The 20,667-nt window shown below is 38.1% G+C and carries 22 protein-coding genes; 2 read left to right on the forward strand and 20 right to left on the reverse strand.

The genetic code is table 11. The annotated features are described in order from the left end of the window. Nucleotides 1-40: 40 nt before the first annotated feature. The 17 genes from ftsY to pta form a co-directional block, all read right to left on the reverse strand. The gene (ftsY, locus tag OXPF_RS10410) at nucleotides 41-952 is read right to left on the reverse strand and encodes a signal recognition particle-docking protein FtsY (RefSeq protein WP_054875149.1); all 912 of its coding nucleotides are present in this window, start codon (nucleotides 950-952) and stop codon (nucleotides 41-43) included. A 16-nt stretch (nucleotides 953-968) separates the two neighbouring features. Next, nucleotides 969-4,535 carry a chromosome segregation protein SMC gene (gene smc / locus OXPF_RS10415; RefSeq protein WP_054875150.1) on the reverse strand — a complete coding sequence of 1,189 codons (3,567 nt, stop codon included), beginning with the start codon at nucleotides 4,533-4,535 and terminating at the stop codon, nucleotides 969-971. A 338-nt stretch (nucleotides 4,536-4,873) separates the two neighbouring features. Next, nucleotides 4,874-5,134 (reverse strand): stage V sporulation protein S, encoded by a 261-nt coding sequence (locus OXPF_RS10420; protein WP_054875151.1) that lies wholly within the window; start codon nucleotides 5,132-5,134, stop codon nucleotides 4,874-4,876. Nucleotides 5,135-5,229: 95 nt separating this feature from the next. Next, nucleotides 5,230-6,288 (reverse strand): elongator complex protein 3, encoded by a 1,059-nt coding sequence (locus tag OXPF_RS10425; RefSeq protein WP_054875152.1) that lies wholly within the window; start codon nucleotides 6,286-6,288, stop codon nucleotides 5,230-5,232. Next, nucleotides 6,285-7,004, reverse strand: coding sequence for a ribonuclease III (rnc, locus tag OXPF_RS10430; protein ID WP_054875153.1), 720 nt, complete (start codon nucleotides 7,002-7,004; stop codon nucleotides 6,285-6,287). Before rnc ends, OXPF_RS10425 begins: the two co-directional genes overlap by 4 nt. A gap of 84 nt (nucleotides 7,005-7,088) precedes the next feature. Beyond that, a complete protein-coding gene (gene fabF / locus OXPF_RS10435; protein ID WP_054875154.1) occupies nucleotides 7,089-8,318 on the reverse strand; it encodes a beta-ketoacyl-ACP synthase II in 1,230 nt (409 codons plus the stop codon). A 65-nt stretch (nucleotides 8,319-8,383) separates the two neighbouring features. After that, nucleotides 8,384-8,620 carry an acyl carrier protein gene (acpP, locus tag OXPF_RS10440; RefSeq protein WP_054875155.1) on the reverse strand — a complete coding sequence of 79 codons (237 nt, stop codon included), beginning with the start codon at nucleotides 8,618-8,620 and terminating at the stop codon, nucleotides 8,384-8,386. A 59-nt stretch (nucleotides 8,621-8,679) separates the two neighbouring features. Next, a complete protein-coding gene (gene fabG, locus OXPF_RS10445; RefSeq protein ID WP_054875156.1) occupies nucleotides 8,680-9,423 on the reverse strand; it encodes a 3-oxoacyl-[acyl-carrier-protein] reductase in 744 nt (247 codons plus the stop codon). 20 nt (nucleotides 9,424-9,443) lie between these two features. Then, complete coding sequence (gene fabD / locus OXPF_RS10450) at nucleotides 9,444-10,379, reverse strand: ACP S-malonyltransferase (RefSeq protein WP_054875157.1); 936 nt, start codon at nucleotides 10,377-10,379, stop codon at nucleotides 9,444-9,446. 9 nt (nucleotides 10,380-10,388) lie between these two features. Then, on the reverse strand, nucleotides 10,389-11,330 hold the full coding sequence (gene fabK, locus OXPF_RS10455; protein WP_054875562.1) for an enoyl-[acyl-carrier-protein] reductase FabK: 942 nt from the start codon (nucleotides 11,328-11,330) through the stop codon (nucleotides 10,389-10,391). An 11-nt stretch (nucleotides 11,331-11,341) separates the two neighbouring features. Continuing rightward, the gene (locus tag OXPF_RS10460) at nucleotides 11,342-12,337 is read right to left on the reverse strand and encodes a beta-ketoacyl-ACP synthase III (protein ID WP_054875158.1); all 996 of its coding nucleotides are present in this window, start codon (nucleotides 12,335-12,337) and stop codon (nucleotides 11,342-11,344) included. Between the two features lie 27 nt (nucleotides 12,338-12,364). After that, on the reverse strand, nucleotides 12,365-13,372 hold the full coding sequence (plsX, locus tag OXPF_RS10465; protein ID WP_054875159.1) for a phosphate acyltransferase PlsX: 1,008 nt from the start codon (nucleotides 13,370-13,372) through the stop codon (nucleotides 12,365-12,367). Further along, on the reverse strand, nucleotides 13,373-13,948 hold the full coding sequence (gene fapR / locus OXPF_RS10470; protein WP_054875160.1) for a transcription factor FapR: 576 nt from the start codon (nucleotides 13,946-13,948) through the stop codon (nucleotides 13,373-13,375). It lies immediately after the preceding gene. 132 nt (nucleotides 13,949-14,080) lie between these two features. Next, a complete protein-coding gene (gene rpmF, locus OXPF_RS10475) occupies nucleotides 14,081-14,263 on the reverse strand; it encodes a 50S ribosomal protein L32 (RefSeq protein WP_054875161.1) in 183 nt (60 codons plus the stop codon). A gap of 13 nt (nucleotides 14,264-14,276) precedes the next feature. Beyond that, nucleotides 14,277-14,771 carry a YceD family protein gene (locus tag OXPF_RS10480; protein WP_054875162.1) on the reverse strand — a complete coding sequence of 165 codons (495 nt, stop codon included), beginning with the start codon at nucleotides 14,769-14,771 and terminating at the stop codon, nucleotides 14,277-14,279. A 102-nt stretch (nucleotides 14,772-14,873) separates the two neighbouring features. Next, the gene (locus OXPF_RS10485; RefSeq protein WP_054875163.1) at nucleotides 14,874-16,073 is read right to left on the reverse strand and encodes an acetate/propionate family kinase; all 1,200 of its coding nucleotides are present in this window, start codon (nucleotides 16,071-16,073) and stop codon (nucleotides 14,874-14,876) included. Between the two features lie 23 nt (nucleotides 16,074-16,096). Further along, nucleotides 16,097-17,095: a phosphate acetyltransferase gene (gene pta / locus OXPF_RS10490; RefSeq protein ID WP_054875164.1), complete on the reverse strand. Its 999-nt coding sequence runs from the start codon at nucleotides 17,093-17,095 to the stop codon at nucleotides 16,097-16,099. 159 nt (nucleotides 17,096-17,254) lie between these two features. On the opposite strand from pta, the gene OXPF_RS10495 reads away from it, so the two are divergent. Then, a complete protein-coding gene (locus OXPF_RS10495; protein ID WP_054875165.1) occupies nucleotides 17,255-18,511 on the forward strand; it encodes a nucleotidyltransferase in 1,257 nt (418 codons plus the stop codon). A 15-nt stretch (nucleotides 18,512-18,526) separates the two neighbouring features. Here the strand turns inward: OXPF_RS10495 and OXPF_RS10500 are convergent, their stop codons facing one another. Continuing rightward, nucleotides 18,527-18,715: a hypothetical protein gene (locus OXPF_RS10500; protein ID WP_054875166.1), complete on the reverse strand. Its 189-nt coding sequence runs from the start codon at nucleotides 18,713-18,715 to the stop codon at nucleotides 18,527-18,529. A gap of 136 nt (nucleotides 18,716-18,851) precedes the next feature. Then, on the reverse strand, nucleotides 18,852-19,043 hold the full coding sequence (locus OXPF_RS10505) for a hypothetical protein (protein WP_054875167.1): 192 nt from the start codon (nucleotides 19,041-19,043) through the stop codon (nucleotides 18,852-18,854). A gap of 372 nt (nucleotides 19,044-19,415) precedes the next feature. Here OXPF_RS10505 and OXPF_RS10510 point away from each other — a divergent pair, with 372 nt between their 5' ends. Next, entirely contained in the window at nucleotides 19,416-19,634 is a 219-nt protein-coding gene (locus tag OXPF_RS10510) for a hypothetical protein (RefSeq protein WP_054875168.1), read from the forward strand. A 118-nt stretch (nucleotides 19,635-19,752) separates the two neighbouring features. Here OXPF_RS10510 and OXPF_RS10515 read toward each other — a convergent pair whose 3' ends face one another. Then, nucleotides 19,753-20,541, reverse strand: coding sequence for a patatin-like phospholipase family protein (locus OXPF_RS10515; RefSeq protein WP_054875169.1), 789 nt, complete (start codon nucleotides 20,539-20,541; stop codon nucleotides 19,753-19,755). Nucleotides 20,542-20,667: the final 126 nt, after the last annotated feature.

Raw genomic sequence — 20,667 nt, forward strand, 5'->3', positions numbered from 1 at the left:
TCAAATCCAAGTTAAAGTGTCAAGTATTTTTACTTAACACCTAAAACAATGCTTCGACGAAGTCCTTTGAGTTAAATTCCTGTAAATCCTCCATTCCTTCGCCTACGCCTATGAATCTTACGGGCACACTAAGCTCTTCTTTAATGGCAATAACAATTCCTCCCTTTGCCGTACCGTCAAGCTTTGTTAAGATGATGCCGTTTATATCACATACATTCTTAAATTCTTTTGCCTGCAATACTGCGTTCTGTCCTGTGGTAGCGTCTAAAACCAAAAATGTCAGCCTGCTGCTCTCAGGATATTCACGGCTTATAACCCTGTCTACCTTCTTTAATTCTTCCATCAGGTTCTTCTTATTATGAAGCCTTCCTGCAGTATCACAGATAAGTATATCCACCTTTTTTGACTTTGCAGATTGCACCGCATCAAATACTACTGCTGCCGGGTCGGAACCTTCCTGCTGCTTTATAACATCAACTCCTGCCCTGCTTCCCCAGACATTTAACTGATCGATTGCAGCCGCCCTGAAGGTATCCCCCGCGGCAATCAAAACCTTATAGCCTTGAGTCTTATATTTGTTCGCCAGCTTTCCGATGGATGTGGTCTTCCCTACACCGTTTACTCCCACTATCATGATGACGCAGGGAGTCCTTACTTCTAAAACTGCCTCATCACCTTTTTGAAGCATCTCATTTAAAATTTCTTTAAGAAGGTATTTTACCTCTGATGGATCCTTTACTTTGTTTTCTTTTACCTTAGCTTTAAGTGTATCCACTATTCTTGTGGTTGTAGTTACACCGATATCACTAGTTATAAGTATTTCTTCCAGCTCCTCATATAAGTCATCATCTATAGCGCTCGAAAAATTAATCAAATCCTCAACTCTCTTTGTGATGGTATCCCTGGTCTTTGTAAGTCCGGATACCAGTTTTGAAAAGAAACCTTCGCTCAATTTTAATAACTCCTTTCTAGCTTGCCTTTTCAGATAATTTAATTGAAACTATTCTGGATACCCCTTTTTCCTCCATGGTTACGCCGTACAATACGTCTGCTGCCTCCATGGAGCCCTTTCTGTGGGTTACGGTTATAAACTGAGTCTGCTCCGAGAATTCCTTAAGGAATCTTGCATATCTTGCCACGTTGACATCATCCAATGCAGCATCAATTTCATCCAATATACAGAAAGGAGAAGGCTTCATTCTTAAAATACCAAACAACAATGCAATGGCAGTCAATGCCTTTTCTCCGCCGGATAACAAAGTCAGGTTCTGAAGCTTTTTGCCGGGAGGCTGGGCAATTATATCTATACCGCTCTCCAACATATTTTCAGGGTTAACTATTACTAGTTCTGCTCTTCCGCCGCCAAATAGCTGCTTGAAGGTAACGGTAAAATTTTCTTTTATGATTTCAAAATTCTTTATAAACTGGGTCCTCATCTTATCCGTCATTTCAACTATCACTTTCTTTAATGAATCCTTGGCTTCTTCTAAGTCCTTCCTTTGTTCTGTGAGGAAGCCGTACCTTTCCTTTACCTTCTTATATTCTTCTATGGCATTTATATTAACGGTACCAAGGCCCCTTATTTCTTCCTTAAGAGTGTTTATTTCCTTTACAGCCTGGGATATGTTAGTTATTTCAATTCTGTATTTCACTGCGGCAGCATAGCTTATCTCATAATCATCCCATATTTTGTTTTGAATGCTCTCCAATTCCATATCCAGTTTGGATTTTTGCAAGTCTGCTTTATGGATCTCGGATTGAATAGATGCTATTTCCTCCGTACCTTTTTTCTTCTTTGCCTCGAATTCCTCCAGCGATGTTATATTCTTAGCTCTCTTTTCTGTTTCATCAGTTAATATAACTTTAAGCTCTTCTCCCTTTTTTATATAAGAGCTTATTTTATCGCCATTTTCCTTTATCAGCAGGGCTATATTTTCAATTTCCTTAGCCGAATTTTCCTTCTCGGCAATCTTATTTTGGACTTCCCTGTTGTATTCATTAATATTATTATTTATTTCTTCGATCCTGTCCTTATATACGCCAATTTCCTGCTCGCATTGGGCTGCTTTTACCTTTATGGAAGTGATCTCGTTTATAAGTTCATCCTTATCATTAAGAAAATCCTTTATTCCCGATTGTTCATTCTGTATATCGGTATTTAAGTTAAAACTCCTTGCTTCATATTCCCTTAACTCAGCAGATTCAAGAGTTATTTTCTTTGATACCTCGTCATTTTCCATGTCAAGCTGAATTATTTCTGTATTCAATGAAGCTATATCGGCTGCCGCCCTCTGGATTTCTGATTTAAGCTGTGTAAGCCTGTTATCCAATGTAGTCAGCATCATTTCCAAAGAATGTTTCTTTTCCGTTCTTTCCTTTGCATTGATATCCAATTCATTCAATGTACTGTCGATTTCAACCTTCTTTTTGTTTGCCACATAAAGGGATTCATTGAGTTTTTTAATATTTCTTTCTAATTCTTCAAGCTCTCTTTTTCTGCTTAATATGTTACCTGTTCTTTGATTCAGACTTCCGCCTGTAAAAGAACCGCCGGAGTTTATGACCTCCCCTTCTAAAGTGACTACCTTCATGGAATAACTTATTTTTTTTGCAATCCCAATGGCATTATCCATATTATCTGCCACTATTACTCTCCCTAAAAGGCTTTTTATGATATTAAAGTATTTTTTTTCATAGGTAATAAGCTCATTGGCAAAGCCTAAAAAGCCCGGCATGATTTTAACCAGAGACTCATTTGAAGAAATATCCCTCCCCTTTATGGTGGTCAGGGGGAGGAAGGTGGCCCTTCCGTATTTATTTTCTTTTAAGTATTCAATGCAGTCCTTCGCCCACATTTCATTTTCAGTGACGATGTTCTGTAAGGCTGGACCCAATGCGATTTCAGCTGCAACCTCATATTTTTCCGGCACATGAATTAAGTCTGCAACAACACCGCATATCCCCTCTGAATACTTTTTATTCTTTCTAAGCTTCATTATCTCCTTAACGCTTTTGTTATAGCCTTCAAAATCCTCTTCCATTTCATGAAGCACCCTATGGCGTGCCTGCATTGACTGAAGCTTGCCGTTTATATCATATATTCTTTCATCTATTTTCTTTTTTTCATTAAAAGTATCTGCTCTGCCCTTTTCGATTTTTTCAATTATGTCCTTTTCCTCTTCCAGGTTCTTCTTATATGTTTTTAATTCCTCATTACATTTAGCATAATCATTTTCCAATCGTAATTTATCTTTTTCTTTTTCTTGGCTTTCGATAACAGCCTGACCTTTTCTTTTTTCTATATTGCTTTTAAATGTAATATAACTGTTTACGGAGCTTCTTTTATCAGCTATCATATTTAGTATTTCTATGACTTCGGACTTCATATTTTCTATATAATCGTTCTTCTCAGCAATACTGCTGTTTAATGTCACAAAACGGTTATTTTTCTCTTCAAGCAGCTCCATCTGCTCTTTTAAGACTTCTGTTGACTGAGTAAGGCTTAAATCTATTTCCTCAAAGTTCTTTTTCATTTTGTCTATTTCACAGGCTTCTTTTTTTATTTCCTCATCTATTCTTATGATATTCTTTTCAATATTGGAGGTCTTTTCATTCAAAACATTGCCTTCGCCTTGAAGCCTTTCAATCTCATTATCAATGTTATGTATCTCTTGCTGCATTCTTGAAATGCTCTCATCCATTTTCTGAATGATGCCTTTAACGGATAAGTATTCATTGTCTATTTCAGAAATTCTTGAGGTTTTATCCTTAAACTCGGCTTCAAGGCCAGACATAAGGTCATTTACTCCCGTTAATTTTTCTTTAATCTTCTCTATGTTTATAACATGAATATTAAGCTCCAATACTTTAAGCTTTTCTCTGGTATCCAAAAATTTCCTGGCATTTTCCGACTGAATCATCAAAGGCTCCAGCTGGCTATTGAGCTCATTTATAATGTCATCAAGCCTCACGATATTTTGTTCGGTAGCATCCAGCTTCTTTTCAGACTCCTGCTTCCTGGTTTTGTATTTTACGATTCCGGCGGCTTCTTCAAATATTTCTCTTCTGTCTTCCGGCTTGGCGCTTAAAATTTCATCAATTCTTCCTTGTCCTACTATTGAATAGCCTTCTCTGCCCACCCCTGTATCCATGAATAATTCAGTAATGTCTTTAAGCCTGCAGTTAACTTTATTAATGGAATATTCACTTTCACCGGAACGGTACATTCTTCTTGCAATGATGACTTCGCTGTAATCGATAGGAAGCATGCTATCCTGGTTGTCTATGGTAATGGCCACCTCAGCATAGCCTAAGGGCTTCCTTATGTCTGTGCCGGCGAAAATTACGTCCTCCATTTTTCCGCCTCTCAAGCTTTTTGCGCTCTGCTCTCCTAAAACCCATCTTACGGCATCGGATATATTGCTTTTTCCGCTTCCGTTTGGTCCTACAACCCCTGTAATACCCTTATCCAGTTCCAGTTCTATTCTATCTGCAAAGGATTTAAAACCTTTTACCTCAATCTTTTTAAGATACAAAGACAGCACCTCTCCCATGACAATTTATACTAGAGTATTGTTAAATCCATATTCCTTTTAGTAATTTATAAGTAGTTCAATGCCTATTCCTACGACGGAAAGCAAAAATATTAAAACCATTAGTATGGTTACAATTCTATAAAAAAAAGTCCTATGCTTTGATTTCATACGAACTCCCCCTAACAGACTAATATACAAAACAAAAATGTACAAAAATATACTTAATAACATTTTAAATTTTAACGCAGAATATGTCAAATTAAAGATGAAATAACTTTTATACCGCATCAAAAGCGACCTCACCAAATAAAAACCTGCTAATTAAAGCAGGTTTTTATTTATCTTGGCTCTATTATGAATTTAATAGCCGTCCTTTCCTCCCCATCGATATCGATTTCTGCAAAAGCAGGGATGACAACAAGATCAATGCCATTGGGCGCAACAAACCCTCTTGTTATGGCAATTGCTTTTACTGCTTGATTGACTGCTCCCGCACCGACGGCTTGAAGCTCGGCAACTGCTCTTTCTCTTAAAACGGCGGCAAGGGCACCGGCAACGGATTTAGGCTGTGATTGAGCTGATACTTTTAGTACTTCCATAGAATATACCTCCCTAATAATATTAAAGATAGAAATTTTTTCCATAGATACATCCACAGATTATATTCTATAATTGGTTATAAATTCCTTCTTTTTCATATTATTAAAGAATAGTCTTTTATAGACAATATTTGACTTATTTCCTCACTTTTAAGCCTTATGGTGCCTATTGGTATATCCTCTTTTACTTTTACCTTAATCTCCTTCATCCCCAAGGCTTTAACGGTATTCATGAAGTATAATTTCTTTGCTGCATATACCTTGGAAAGCATCTTTTCATTTACTTCTATTTCAAATGATTTTATGGCGTTATTTGAAGCCATATATCTGATCATGTCGTTTAATAATTTTGATTCAACAAGCTCTCGGAAGGACGGATGAAAGGGTCCTGCAACCAAATCCCTTCCCTCTGTTATATTTTCCGTAGGCTGCAGCCCGATCCTTATAATATTTATATCAGCCTTCTCAAATATAAGGTAAAGCTTTCCAGATATATTAACAGCTTCACTTAGCGTTAAAGGAGTGTATATACCTTCTTTATACATATCCTCCATATAGGTGTCTTTTATAACGAGGGCAGGATATATTCTGACCATCTCAGGATTGATCTTAACAAATTCCTTTGCTGTTTGTATATCCTTTTTTTCACTGTCCCCCGGAAGGCCAATCATCATTTGAAGGCCTAAGCGGAAACCCCATTCTTTTATTAGGGCAGAAGATTTATAAACATCTTCCCTTGAGTGACCTCTGTTTGACAATTGCAGCACATCATTATCCAGTGACTGTACTCCAAGCTCTATAATGGAAACACCGTATTCTTTTAAAATTTTTAGTATTTCTTCATTTATGTAATCCGGCCTTGTGGACAGCCTTATTGCATCAATAAAGCTGTTATCAAGGGCGGCTTTTGCCGGTTTTAATAGCTCAATCTGTTCATTAATAGGAAGACCGGTAAAGCTGCCTCCGAAGAAGGATACTTCAATATAATTATCAAGCCTAGGTATGGTATTTAAGTATTTTTTTATCTCCTCTTCAACAAAGGTATTGTCTACATTACCAATCTGACCGGTTATCCTCTTTTGATTACAAAAGACGCAGTCATGAGTACAGCCCTTATGAGGTACGAAGATAGGAATTATATAATGCTTTTTCATTTTTCTTCACCTAATACTTCAATGGCAAATTTAGCTGCTTCTTGCTCTGCCTCTTTTTTGCTTTTTCCCGTTCCCCGGCTTATGAACTTATCATTGAGGCTCAATTTGACGTAAAAGAATCTGTTATGGGCAGGACCTTCTTCTTTTTCAGTTTCATACCTCAAAACTGCTCCCGGGTCTTTTTGTACAAACTCCTGAAGTCTTGATTTGTAATCTTTAATTACCTCACCAACTGACGAAAGGTTCAAAATATCAGAAAAATTGCTTATAATGAATTTTCTTACCTTATCATATCCTCCGTCTATATAAATGGCAGCAATTAAAGCCTCGTATGCATCGGCTAGAATGGAGGTCCTCTCCCTTCCGCCCGTCATCTCTTCTCCTTTGCCGATTAGCATGTATTTACCTAAATTCAGGTCCTTTGCAAATTGATAAAGGGATGCCTCGCACACAATTCCCGCCCTCATTTTTGTCAGCTTGCCCTCGGTATTGCTCCTGTTTAAATTGAATATGTGCTCGCTTATAACAAGGCTTAGTACGGAGTCTCCCAAAAATTCCAGCCTTTCATTATGCTCAGCATAAGGAAGGTCATATTGGTTTGCATATGAACTGTGAGTTAAAGCTATATTCAATAGCTGCTTATTCTTAAACTCGTATCTTGTTTTTTCTTCCAGCTCATTTATTAAATTAAGCCTTTGGTTATCTATGCTGTGCATTATATCCTCCGCAAAAATTATAGGACACAGAAAAGAAATCATGTCAATAAAGACAATTCCATTTGCGCCCTATATGATATTTCATTAATAGTTTTTAAATATTATTACCGCATTATGCCCGCCAAAACCAAAAGAATTTGACATGGCATAATTTATTTTCATATCCCTGCCTGCATTGGGTATATAATCAAGAGTACATTCTTCATCTTGATTCTCATAGTTTATGGTAGGCGGTGCAAAGCTGTTCTTTATTGCCAGTGCCATTATAACTCCTTCAATACCGCCTGCCGCACCTAAAAGATGTCCCGTCATTGATTTTGTGGAGCTTATGGCTACCTTATCCGCATGGTCTTCAAATACAAGTTTAATTGCCTGGGTTTCAAATTTATCGTTTAATTCCGTAGATGTACCGTGTGCATTTATATAATCTACATACTTAGGTGTTATTCCTGCATCCTCTATGGCTTTTTTCATTGCCTGTGCTGCAAATTCTCCTCCCGGTGCCGGTGAAGTCATATGGTAAGCATCACAGCTTGAGCCATATCCTGCAACCTCGGCATAAATTTTAGCTCCTCTTTTCAAGGCATGCTCCAGCTCTTCTAAAATGAGTATACCGGCTCCTTCGCCCATTACAAAGCCATCTCTGTCTTTATCAAAGGGGCGGGAAGCTTTTGACGGTTCGTCATTTCTTGTTGATAATGCCTTCAATGAACAAAAACCTGCTACGGCTATCGGTGTTATGGAAGCTTCGGTTCCTCCCGTTATCACAATATCGGCATCTCCGCGCTCTATAACCCTGAAGGCGTCGCCAATGGCATTGGTTCCCGATGCACATGCAGTGACTATAGTTTCATTGATACCCTGTGCATTAAAGGCCATAGCAACCTGTCCGGCGGCCATGTTTCCTATCATCATGGGTACAAAAAAAGGGCTTATCCTTTTATGTCCTTTTGTAAACAGGGTGTTATACTGATCCTCCATAGTTTCCATGCCGCCTATACCGCAGCCTAATATTACGCCTGTTCTGGAAGGCTCAAGGTTATTTATTTCAGCATCCCCAAGTGCCATTTTTGAAGCAGCAACGGCAAATTGAGTGAACCTATCCATCCTCTTTGCTTCTTTTTTGTCCATAAAGTTCTCGGCGTCAAAGCCTTTAACTTCAGCAGCAATCCTGGCAGGATAGTCAGTTGCGTCAAACCTGGTTATATATGAAACTCCGGACTTGCCGTTTTTCAAGCCTTTCCAGAGCTCCTCAGTTCCAATTCCCAGGGGTGACAAAGCTCCAAGTCCTGTTACCACAACTCTCTTCTTCATCTTTTCCTCCTGCAATTATTTTATCTATATTTATAGGAAAGCCCCGAAGTTACTCGGGACTTTTATTATTCATTTTCTGTATGTTCTTTGATATATTCGACTACATCACCTACTGTAGGGAACTTCTCCGCTTCTTCATCCGGAATCTCCAAGTCGAATTCCTCTTCTAAAGCCATTATAAGTTCTACTATATCAAGGGAGTCAGCACCCAAATCATCAATGAATGATGATTCCAAAGATACATCTTCGGCATCCACTCCTAGCTGCTCAACTATAATTTCTTTTACCTTGTCAAATACCATTACTTTCACCTCCCCTCAAAATATACGATACATGGAATAAAATTCATATACTGATAATATTACATAACCATTCCGCCGTCAACATTAATTACCTGTCCTGTTATATAATCTGACATTTCGCTGCTGAGAAAGACTGCAGCCTTTGCAATATCTTCAGCTGAACCGAACCTTTTAAAAGGTATCTTATCCATATATTCATTTTTTATTTTTTCCGGAAGCTCAGACGTCATATCTGTGGCAATGAATCCAGGAGCTATAGCGTTTACATTTATATTTCTTGTGCAAAGCTCCCTTGCAGCTGATTTAGTAAGGCCTATTATGCCTGCCTTTGAGGCTGAATAATTGGCCTGGCCCGCATTACCTATAACTCCGACGACAGATGATATATTGACGATTTTTCCTGACCTTTTTTTAATCATATATTTTGTTGCAGCTTTTATACAATTAAAGGTCCCTTTAAGGTTAATTGTTATTACAGTATCAAAGTCTTCTTCCGTCATGCGCATTATAAGGGTATCCTTTGTTATACCTGCATTATTCACAAGTATATCTATGGAATCATAATTTTTTACCACCTCATCCATCAAGCTCTCGACCTGATCCAATTTTGAAACATCTGCCTTGATTGACATGGCTGAAACACCCAAAGCCTGTAATTGCTCCACCGTCTCTTTTGCAGCCTCAACACTTCCCGAATAATTTATGACAATATTGGCACCGGCCTCAGCCAGCTTTATGGCTATGGCTTTTCCGATACCCCTTGCACCCCCGGTTACAAGGGCAGTTTTGCCTTTTAAGTCCATTTGGTTTACCTCCCATTTTCTTACTTCAATGACGATATAGTTTTTTCAAGGGACTTAATATCTTCTACGTTTAAGAGCCTTACGTTTTTATCTATTCTTTTGACAAAAGAATTTAAAGCTCTTCCTGGGCCTGCTTCTACAAACACGTTATATCCGTCATTTATCATTTTTTTTATGCAATCCTCAAAAAGAACCGCATTGTAAACCTGCTTTGTAAGCTTATCAATAACTCTTTCCCTATTATCCCCATAGTATTCACAGTCAAGGTTTGCAAGGACAGGTATTTTACCCTTATTAAATTTAAGCTTATTAAGCTCAATATTGAGTTTATCCCCTGCTGCTTTTAGCATGCTGGAATGAAAGGGTGCGCTTACCTGAAGCATCACAGATTTGGTTGCTCCTTTTTCCTTTGCAAGTTCAACAGCCTTATTAACGGCTGCAACCTCGCCTGCAACAGCTATCTGTCCGGGGCAATTGAAATTTACTGCTTCAACAATTCCTGCAATGGATGCTTCTTGCACTAAAGATAAAACATCTTCCCTCGATAATCCTATAATTGCTGCCATGGAGCCATTTCCTTCAGGTACGGCTTCCTGCATAAACCTGCCCCTCTTTCTTACCAGGGGAAGAGCATCCTCATAGCTTAATATGCCAGAAGCTGTCAATGCTGAATATTCGCCTAAGCTTAAACCCAGTGCGCCATCAGGTTCAATACCCTCTTTAACCAATAAATTCATAATGGCTATGGATACTGCGAGTATGGCCGGCTGAGTATTTTCAGTGAGCTTCAACTTATCCTCAGGCCCTTCAAATATTATACCTGTCAGGTTTTCATTCAGTATGCCATCTGCCGTGTCAAGGGTATTTCTCACAGTTTCGTAATTGTTATAAAGGTCCCTTGCCATGCCCACATACTGCGAACCCTGCCCTGAAAACAAGAATGCAATTTTGTCCATATATGCCTCCTAAAATAAGCTTGAAATATTGCGGGATACCTTTTGTGCTTCTTCGATAATATCGTTTATAATTTCACTGCAGGGTTTGATATCCTTTATCATACCTGCTATTTGTCCCGACATTACAGAGCCCATCTCCATATCTCCATCTACTACTGCAGCTTTAAGCCTTCCTATTCCAAGCTTCTCTAACTCCTCTGCAGGAGCTTTAGCGCTTTCCAGTTTCTCAAATTCACGGGTGAGCTTATTTTTAAGGCATCTTACAGGGTGGCCTGTCGAATGGCCTGTAGCTACGGCATCCCTATCCTTTGCGTTAACTATGGCTTTTTTATAATTTTCATGTACCGTACATTCGTCTGAGCAAACAAATCTCGTTCCAATCTGCACCCCTACGGCACCAAGGGCAAGGGAAGCAATAAGTCCTCTACCGTCTGCTATACCGCCGGCGGCTATTACGGGAATATTAACGGCATCAACTACCTGGGGAACCAGTGCCATTGTTGTCAATTCGCCAATATGGCCGCCTGATTCTGTACCTTCTGCAATTACCGCATCTACGCCTTCCTTTTCCATCCTCTTTGCCAGGGCAACTGACGGAACTACAGGTATTATTTTAATGCCTAAGGATTTCAACCTTTCTATATATTTTCCCGGATTGCCAGCACCCGTTGTAACAACGGCTACTTTTTCCTCAAATAAAAGCTCCATTACTCCTTCTGCGTAGGGAGAAAGAAGCATTACGTTTACGCCGAAAGGCTTATCTGTGAGACTCTTGGCTATGCCTATGTTCTTTTTTACAACTTCTACAGGTGAATTGCCGGCGCCTATAATACCTAAGCCTCCTGCATTTGAAACCGCCGCAGCAAGCTCCCCGGTGGCTACCCAAGCCATCCCCCCTTGAATTATCGGATATTTTATGCCCAATATATCACAAAGCTTTGTATTTAACATTTTAACATCCCTCATTTCTGCCATTTAATAATTGATGCACCCCAGGTTAAGCCTCCGCCAAACCCTACCAGTGCCAGTATATCACCATCTTTTATTCTTTTTAATCTTGCATATTCATCTATGGCAATAGGTATTGTCGCCGATGAATTATTACCGTATTTATCAAGGGTTACCATGGTCTTTTCCATAGGAATCCCAAGCTTCTTTGCTGCTGACTCTATTATTCTGGTGTTTGCCTGATGGGGAATGAGCCAGTCGATATCCTCAACTGTAAGATTACACTTGTTTAGCGCACTGATAACTGCTTCCGGCAGCGTCTTTACGGCAAACTTGAATACCTCACTGCCTTCCATTGCAATATAGTGAAGTCCTTTTGAAATTGTATCCTCCGTTGCAGGCATCCTTGAACCTCCTGCAAGACAACATAAGCTCTTGCCCCCATTGCCGTCAGATCCTAAAAAGCCAGACATTATTCCCGGCTTATCACTTGCCGTCAATACAACGGCGCCTGCTCCGTCTCCGAAGAGAACGCAGGTATTCCTGTCCTGCCAGTTGGTTATTTTTGATAGCACATCAACACCTACAACAAGAACATTCTTATAAAAACCGTTTTCTATAAATTGTGCAGCTACGGTTATACCATATATAAAACCTGTGCATGCGGCTTCTATATCAAAGGCAGCTGCATTTAAAGCTTCAATGTTCTTTTGTATTATGCATGCTGTGGAAGGGAAAATCATATCAGGAGTTACAGTTGATACAATTATCAAATCCACCTCTTCAGGTTTCAAACCTGCATCCGCTAATGCATTCTTAGCCGCTATGGTGCCTATATCTGAAGCTGCTTCATCATTCCTTGCTATTCTTCTTTCTTTAATACCCGTACGGCTTGTTATCCATTCATCGCTGGTGTCCACCATTTTTTCAAGGTCGGCATTGGTCAGTACCTTTTCAGGCAATCCGCTCCCTGTTCCGGATATTCTGGCATATATTTTATTAAAACTCATATTGCAGTCACCCCAGTCTTTTTATTCTTAATCCTCGCTTTCATTTTGAGTATCTTTGATGCTTTCACTGATTTTGCCCAATGTGTCATTTTCAATAAACAGTTTAGCCTGCCTTACGGCATTTTTTATGGCATAGGCATTAGAACTTCCATGAGCTTTAATAACTGCTCCTTCCACTCCTAAAAATGCCGCACCGCCATATTCCGTATAATCAAATTTCTTTTTAAACCTCTTAAAGGAACTTTTAAGAAGAAGGGCACCTACCTTTGATATTGCAGTGCTCATAAATTCTTCTTTAAGGGCATCAAGAAGAAGATATGCTGTTCCCTCAAACATTTTCAATATAGTATTTCCTACAAATCCATCGCATACTAAAACCTGTATATCACCGGCAGGAATTTCCCTGGGCTCAACATTGCCCACAAAATTAAGCCCCGAATCTTTCAATAATCCGAAAGTTTCCTTAGTAAGCTCGTTTCCCTTTTCTTCCTCGGTTCCTATGTTAACCAATCCAACTTTGGGATTCTCGGCCTTTAGAACCTGCTTAAAGTAAATACTGCCCATCTTGGCGAACTGTAAAAGGTGCTTAGGTTTGCAGTCTGTATTGGCACCTACATCCACCACCATATATCCGCCGTTTTTGCCCGGCAGGATGGGAGCTAATGCCGGTCTGTCAATGCCCTTTATCCTTCCGATTATAAAGAGGGCTCCGGCAAGCAATGCCCCGGTACTTCCCGCTGAAATAAAGGCTTCTGCTTTTCCTTCTTTTACAAGCTTCATTCCTACTGCCATGGAGGAATCCTTTTTACGCCTTATGGCCATAACGGGAGCCTCGTTGGTGGATATCACTTCCGAAGTATGTATTACTTCAATCTTTGACTTATCGTATGTATGTTTATTCAATTCTTGTTCTATAAGCTTTGAATCGCCCACAATAATTATATGGATATCATATTCTGAAACTGCAAGTACACTGCCCTCTACAACCGCACTTGGGGCATTGTCTCCACCCATTCCGTCAATAACAACCTTCATTTATATCCCCTCCTGGTCATCCATTGAAACCAAAACAAATTTGCCTCGGAATACTTCCTGCTGCTTGATGTAAATCATAACCCAAACAAAAAATCTGTTTCCCCTCTGCCTTATTACCTCTGCCTTGGCAACCAGCTTTTCACCTGCCAAAACCGGCCTTTTGTATTTGATGTTTGCAACTCCTGTCAAAGCCGAATGAGCATCAATTATGGCAAGGGCAATAGATTCTGCCTGGGCGTATATGTGCTGCCCCTTCACTACCTGGGAATTTTCAAAAACCATGTCTTTGCTGGTATCCAAAATGGAAATGGCGCTTTTTCCCGGTTGAATATCAATAAGCTCTCCTACGAACTCCTGTCCTCTTATGGATTTTACCTTGAGAAAATTGTTTTCAGCAACGTTTTTGACTCTTTCCCTTAATTCCGGGATTTTCAATTCCATTCTGTCCAGCCTTATAGTCTGTACAGAGATATCGAACTTCTCAGCTAATTCATCATCCGTTAAAAAAGGGTCGCTGTTTAAAGCATCGACTAAATTCTTTTGCCTATCCTTTTTAGTAGGACGCTTGTTAACCATCATTACCACCCCTGAAATGTTACTTAATATTATGACCAGTTACTAAGTTAAAGTATATAGTATAGAAAAATAAAAATCAATATTTAAATACGGGTTTTAAAAGACATAAAAAAAGAAAGCCCTAAGGACTTCCTATTTGTTATCCGCTTCAACAGCAGATTTTCCTCTATAATAACCACAATTTTTACATACTCTATGGAAAAGCATCTGCTCATGGCACTGCGGACACTCTACAATACCAGGTAGGCTTAATTTCCAGTTTGCTCTTCTTGTTGCTGTTCTTGCTTTAGAAAATTTTCTTGCAGGATTACCCATTAAAAACACCTCCTTAGCTGTCTTTTAATAACTTTTTCAAAACTGCTAATCTAGGATCCGTAGTATTATCAGAGCAATCACATTGATTAACATTCATATTGCTCCCACACTGATGACACAATCCTTTGCATTCTTCCTTGCAAACTACTTTCATAGGGAGATTCAGCAGTATATTATTTACTATTATATCTGTTAAATCTATTGAATCGCCTTCAAAATATATGAAGTCAACCTCTTCCTCTTTACTTGATATCCGCTCCTCAAAATCACACTCCAGGTTATATTCGAAGGTTTCCAGGCACCTTGAGCATTTCAGATTAAGTACGCATTTTAATTTACCCTCTACTGTTAAGTATTCTCCCCTGTTCATAATGATTGCTTCTACTTTAAGAGGAGTTTTTAAAGGGATATCTTCATTATTATAGTTTATTAAAGGTAAGAACATCTCATCATTTACTTCTAAACTTGAGTCGACTCTTTTCAATATGTTTGAAAGATTAACAATCATATATTCACCCCAAATACACGACACAGATAATTATATAAACTCTGCTTAAATATGTCAAGAAATATTTAACTTAAAAAACAGGCAGACTGCCTATTTTTATTACTATTTACATGCCGCTATTTCCCTGGTTTCCCTTGCGATCATCATCTCCTCGTCAGTGGGTATTATGAGCACCCTTACCTTTGCGCCAGCTGCACTTATGTCTTCTTTCTTTCCTCTTATCTTGTTTTTTTCCTTATCTATAGTTATTCCCAAAAACTCCATATCCTCGCATATTTTTTCTCGGGTGGGAATAGAATTTTCACCAATCCCTGCTGTGAACACGATTGTGTCCACACCGCCCATGGCAGCAGCATATGCCCCTATATATTTTTTAACCCTATAACAGAACATTGAAAAAGCCATCTGAGCCCTTTTATTCCCCTCTTTAGCAGCATTTTCTATATCTCTGCTGTCGCTGCTTACGCCGGAAACTCCCAAAAAACCGGATTTTTTGTTTAAAACATTATTGATTTCAGATATGGTCATGCCTTCTCTTGAAGCAAGATAATCAATTATAGCCGGGTCTAAATCTCCCGACCTGGTTCCCATCATCAATCCTTCCAATGGTGTAAAGCCCATGCTTGTATCAACGGATTTTCCGTTTTTTACAGCGGCAACGCTGGAGCCGTTTCCTAAATGACAGGTTATGATTTTTAATTCATTATAAGGTTTGTTTAACATTTCTGCGGCCTTAATAGATACATATTTATGTGAAGTACCATGAAAACCGTATTTTCTAATGGAGAATTTTTCGTAATATTCATATGGCAGTGCATACATGTATGAATAATCAGGCATTGTCTGATGGAAAGCAGTATCAAAGACCGCTGCCATAGGCACATCAGGCATTAAATCCCTGCATGCATTTATACCTATTATATTAGGAGGATTGTGAAGCGGTGCAATTGCAGAGCATTCCTTCAGAACATTCATGACAACATCATCTATCAATACCGAACCGGAATATTTTTCTCCTCCATGCACAACTCTGTGACCTACGGCTGTAATCTCATCCATGCTTTTAATCACTCCATGGTTTTTATCAACAAGAGCTTCAAGCACCAGCTTTACGGCTTCTTTATGGTCCTTCATATCCTTTTCTATTATTATTTTATCCATATCTTTAGGCCTGTGGGTTAAAACCGAACCTTCAAGACCTATCCGTTCCACCAAACCTTTGGCTAATACTTCTTCATCAGTCATTTCAATCAATTGATATTTTAATGATGAGCTTCCGCAGTTTATTACCAATACATTCATAGAAGTAACTCCTTTTATTTTTCCTATTGATTCTGAGCCTGAACAGCAGTTATGGCCGTAACATTGACGATATCGTCCGAACTGCATCCCCTTGATAAATCGTTTATAGGCTTTGCAAAACCCTGTGATATAGGTCCTATAGCTTCTGCTCCTGCCAGTCTTTGAACCAGCTTATAACCTATGTTTCCTGACTGTAAATCAGGGAAAATCAAAATATTGCACTTTCCTGCGACATCGCTGTCAGGAGCTTTAAGCCTTGCAACAGAAGGAACCAAAGCTGCATCTGCCTGCATCTCTCCATCTATTTCAATGTCGGGGTCCATCTCTTTTACTAAATTTGTAGCATCAACGATTTTTTCAACCATATCATGCTTTGCACTGCCCTTTGTGGAGAAGGAAAGCATTGCAATGCGAGGTTCAATCCCAATTAATGTTTTTGCCGTCATCGCCGTCGAAACTGCAATAGATGCAAGTTCCTCAGCATCCGGATCCGGGTTTACGGCGCAGTCAGCAAAAAGCAGCACTCCGCCTTCACCATATTGCTTATCTTTTAAGACCATGACAAAGGTACTTGATACAACTGAGATTCCCGGCATGGTTTTAATTATCTGCAATGCCGGCCTCAATAAATCACCTGTAGTATTAATAGAGCCTGCTACCATACCGTCTGCATGGCCTAATTTTACCATCATGGTACCGAAATAAAGGACGTTTTTCATAGTATCATAGGCTTTTTCCCGAGTCATGCCCTTATTTTTTCTCAGTTCATAAAAATATTGCACATAATTTTCAAAGTGATCGGATTTTACCGGATCAATAATCTCAGCACCTTCAATACTTACATTGTTTTCTGCTGCTGTTAGCTTTATCTTATTTTCATCTCCTAAAAGAACTATATCAGCAAGACCTTCTTTTAATATTTTGGAAGTAGCTACAATAACTCTGGGTTCTGTTCCCTCGGCCAATACTATCTTCTTTATATTAGTTTTTGCTTTTTCCCAAATATTTTTCATAACGTCCATATAATACTACCTCCATGTGCAAAATTTAACATCCAGTAGCAAATAAATAATTTCATAATTATATGATTTGCTTATAAATGAAATATATTTAACTCAATAAATAAAATTTAATTTCATGCTTTAAAATAATAATATATAATAATGTATGAGGTGATGATTTTGTCAGTACTTGGTTTAATTGTCGAATATAATCCATTACATAATGGCCATATATATCATTTTAATACCTCTTTGAATATAACACAAGCAAAAAATTCAGTTTGTGTTATAAGCGGTAATTTTGTCCAGCGCGGTGAACCAAGCGTTGTGGACAAATGGGCACGAACTCGCATGGCTCTTGAGTCCGGAATAGACCTGGTTATTGAAATACCTGTAATTTATTGCGTACAAAGTGCCGAATTTTTTGCTTATGGCTCCATTTCATTGCTACAGAGTTTAGGGATAATTGATACAGTTTGCTTCGGCAGTGAAATCGGTGATGTAAAACTGCTTAATAAAATTGCAAATATTATAAGTACCGAGCCTTATGAATATAAAAAATATTTAAAGCAGGAATTAACTTCTGGAAAATCCTTTGCTCAATCAAGGGCCAATGCACTGCTTAAATATTTATCAAAGAATGATACTGACCACTTGGATTATAATATGCTTAATTCTATGCTTCAATCCTCCAATAATATATTGGGACTGGAATATATAAAATGGCTCATAAGGCTTAACAGTTCCATACGGCCTGTTACAATAAAAAGATTGTCTTCTAATTATAATGATACTATTCTTATTGACAATTTATCAAGTGCTACAGCTATAAGAAAATCGTTAAAATTAGGACAATTTGACCTTTTATCAAGCCAGTTGCCTGACTCTTCATATGAAATACTTAAAAGGCAGTTTGAAACAGATAAAGGCCCTGTATTCTTTGAAGATTTTTGTCAGTCCATTTTATATATTTTACGCAGAATGAGCCTAAGAGAAATATCCGAAATAATGGATGTAAACGAAGGCTTAGAGCACAAAATAAAAAAGGCCGCTATTAGCAGCTGCACATTAGAAGAGCTTATTTCAGATATCAAATCCAAAAGGTATACCGAAACCAGAATCGGACGCATTCTTATTCATTCCCTATTAGGCTTAACAAGAGATCAATTATTACGCCTTAAGGAGGCAGGTGGCCCTCAGTATATAAGAGTCCTTGGCTTTTCCGAAAAAGGAAAAGAGCTTCTCCACCGAATGAAGAAGACTTGTACCTTGCCTATAATAACTAATACAGCTGATTACAAAAGATATGACAATAAATATCTCCATGAAATGATTGAGCTTGATATCAGGGCTACGGATATCTATAACACAGTACATAAAAATCCCCATTTAAGAAAAGGCGGAATGGATTTTTACAAGAAGCCTGAGATGCTATAATTTATCTCAGGCTTTTTATATATTTTTATTTTCATCTATTTTTTTAATAATATCACGTGCAGCTTCTGCTACAACACTGGTCAAAATAGCAATAGCGCATAATATAACCTTGGTGTTTTCATCTCCACCCGGAATTATCGTTGAAAATATAATTGAAAATAAAATTGTGGCTAAAAATACTCCTATAAACCGAATTTCTCTCAAAAATATCACCTCCAAAAAATGTATTATTTCCATAAGCTTCCATGCCTATAAGTATACTATATCTTTACTAAATGACTAAGTACAGATTTTATACATGATTAACGATTTCTTTTACTTCTGCAACCGGCGTTTACTGTTATTCCTTGAAAGCGTTATAGTATACCAACGAAGCTATAACAAAGATGATAGTGCTTGTGATAGTATATATATCTAAAGAATAAACATGTATTTGATTTACCGCATTTAATATAATTCCTGTCAGATTACCCAAGGGAATAGAGAGTATCAAGCATATTATAGTGATTATTCCTGCCTTTCTCTTATTCATAATCAAATACCTCCTAAATTTTACTGTACTATATATAAGAGTGTAAAACGTAAAAAAAGTTTATAAAAGAATTATTTTTTTAAAATTAGTTATTACTTACTTACCGCACTCCAACACGCAGGTGCCCATCAATACATTGGAACCAATATAAACTTGAGTAAATACGTCGGGTATAGATATGATTTAGATCCTTTGTCAAACAGCTTCTATCCATTTGTCAAATTTGCGGTAACAGTTCTGAAGTGCTACGATGTAATTTATCTAAAGATTTAATAAATTTTTTACATGCACTTTACTAACTGTTTTACTCAAAATATATGTTAAAATAAGGTAAGGCTATTAATTTTCACAATAAACTAAGGGGTTGGTATAATGTTTAAAAGTGGATTAAAATTGCTGTTTGGTGCTTTAACTAAAATGACCTTTGTAATTATTGCATATGAGTTTTATTTTCGCTATGCTATGATTAATGGCGGCATAGGTAAAGCCTCGGTATTTGATGCTATACATCCAATTATCAAATTTATTATTGTTACTGAAATATTGATTTCAGTATTACTGATCATCATTGGAGCAAAAAGAATTCAATAAATCCTTGATATGCTAAGTTTTTTATTGTAAACTAATCTTTTATTCTTACAGCGCTATTAAAAATATATAACATATAAAGCCTCCAAAATCAACCTGATCCGGAGGCTTTAAAAATACTTCATGCAGTTTTACAAATTTTACTTTCTATAATATCCTTAATAACAGGTATGGCTTCCTTTGTGACTTCGTATGCCTCATTGGAGCATTCGTCAACCTGGTCAAATCTTGTGGGGTCGATATCTTTCAAGTATGGTTTAATTAAAAAGTCTGCATCTATTATTTGAGTTTTCAATAGCTCTTTTTGCATTAAATCAATGGATTTGAAAATCACATCAAAGATGCTGCTGGTCTTTCCTTTCAGAGAAGAAAAACCCACATCCACACCAATTACTATATCTGCACCCATGTCCCTTGCCGTGCTTACCGGCACTCGCTCCAGTATGCATCCGTCCACCAAAACATTATCATCCATGTAAATTGGAGTAAATACGCCGGGTATGGATATACTAGCTCTTACTGCTTTATAAATCAATCCTTTATCAAAAACCAGCTTCTCGCCGCTGGTAAGGTTTGTGGCAACAGCTCTGAAGGGTATTTTAAGGTCTTCAATCCGCATATTTTTAGTGAGCAGCTTTATGAGTGACTCTATTTTACCGCCCTTTACAAAACCTATTTTGGGGACAGATAAATCAAGGAGATTTTTCATAGGGATGCCGCGGGCGATTTGCTCCATCACCTTAATATCCACACCGCAGCAATATAGGGCACCTACAAGAGCTCCGGCGCTCGTACCTGCCACCATGTCTATTGGTATATTATTTTCAATCAAGCCCTTTATAACGCCTATATGGGCGAGTCCTCTTGATGCGCCGGCACCTAAGGCTAGAGCAACTTTAGGTCTTTTCATTGAACCACTCCTAGTAAAATGTTTATGGGCACCTCCTTCTCTTTTCGAGAAGTTAACCTGCGGAAGGTCGAAGGAATGCCCCCAACTTATATCATAATAATGAATTATTTAAATATAATGTAGTGT

This window comes from Oxobacter pfennigii (genome assembly GCF_001317355.1).
In the GTDB taxonomy this organism is placed as follows: Bacteria; Bacillota; Clostridia; order Clostridiales; family Oxobacteraceae; genus Oxobacter; species Oxobacter pfennigii.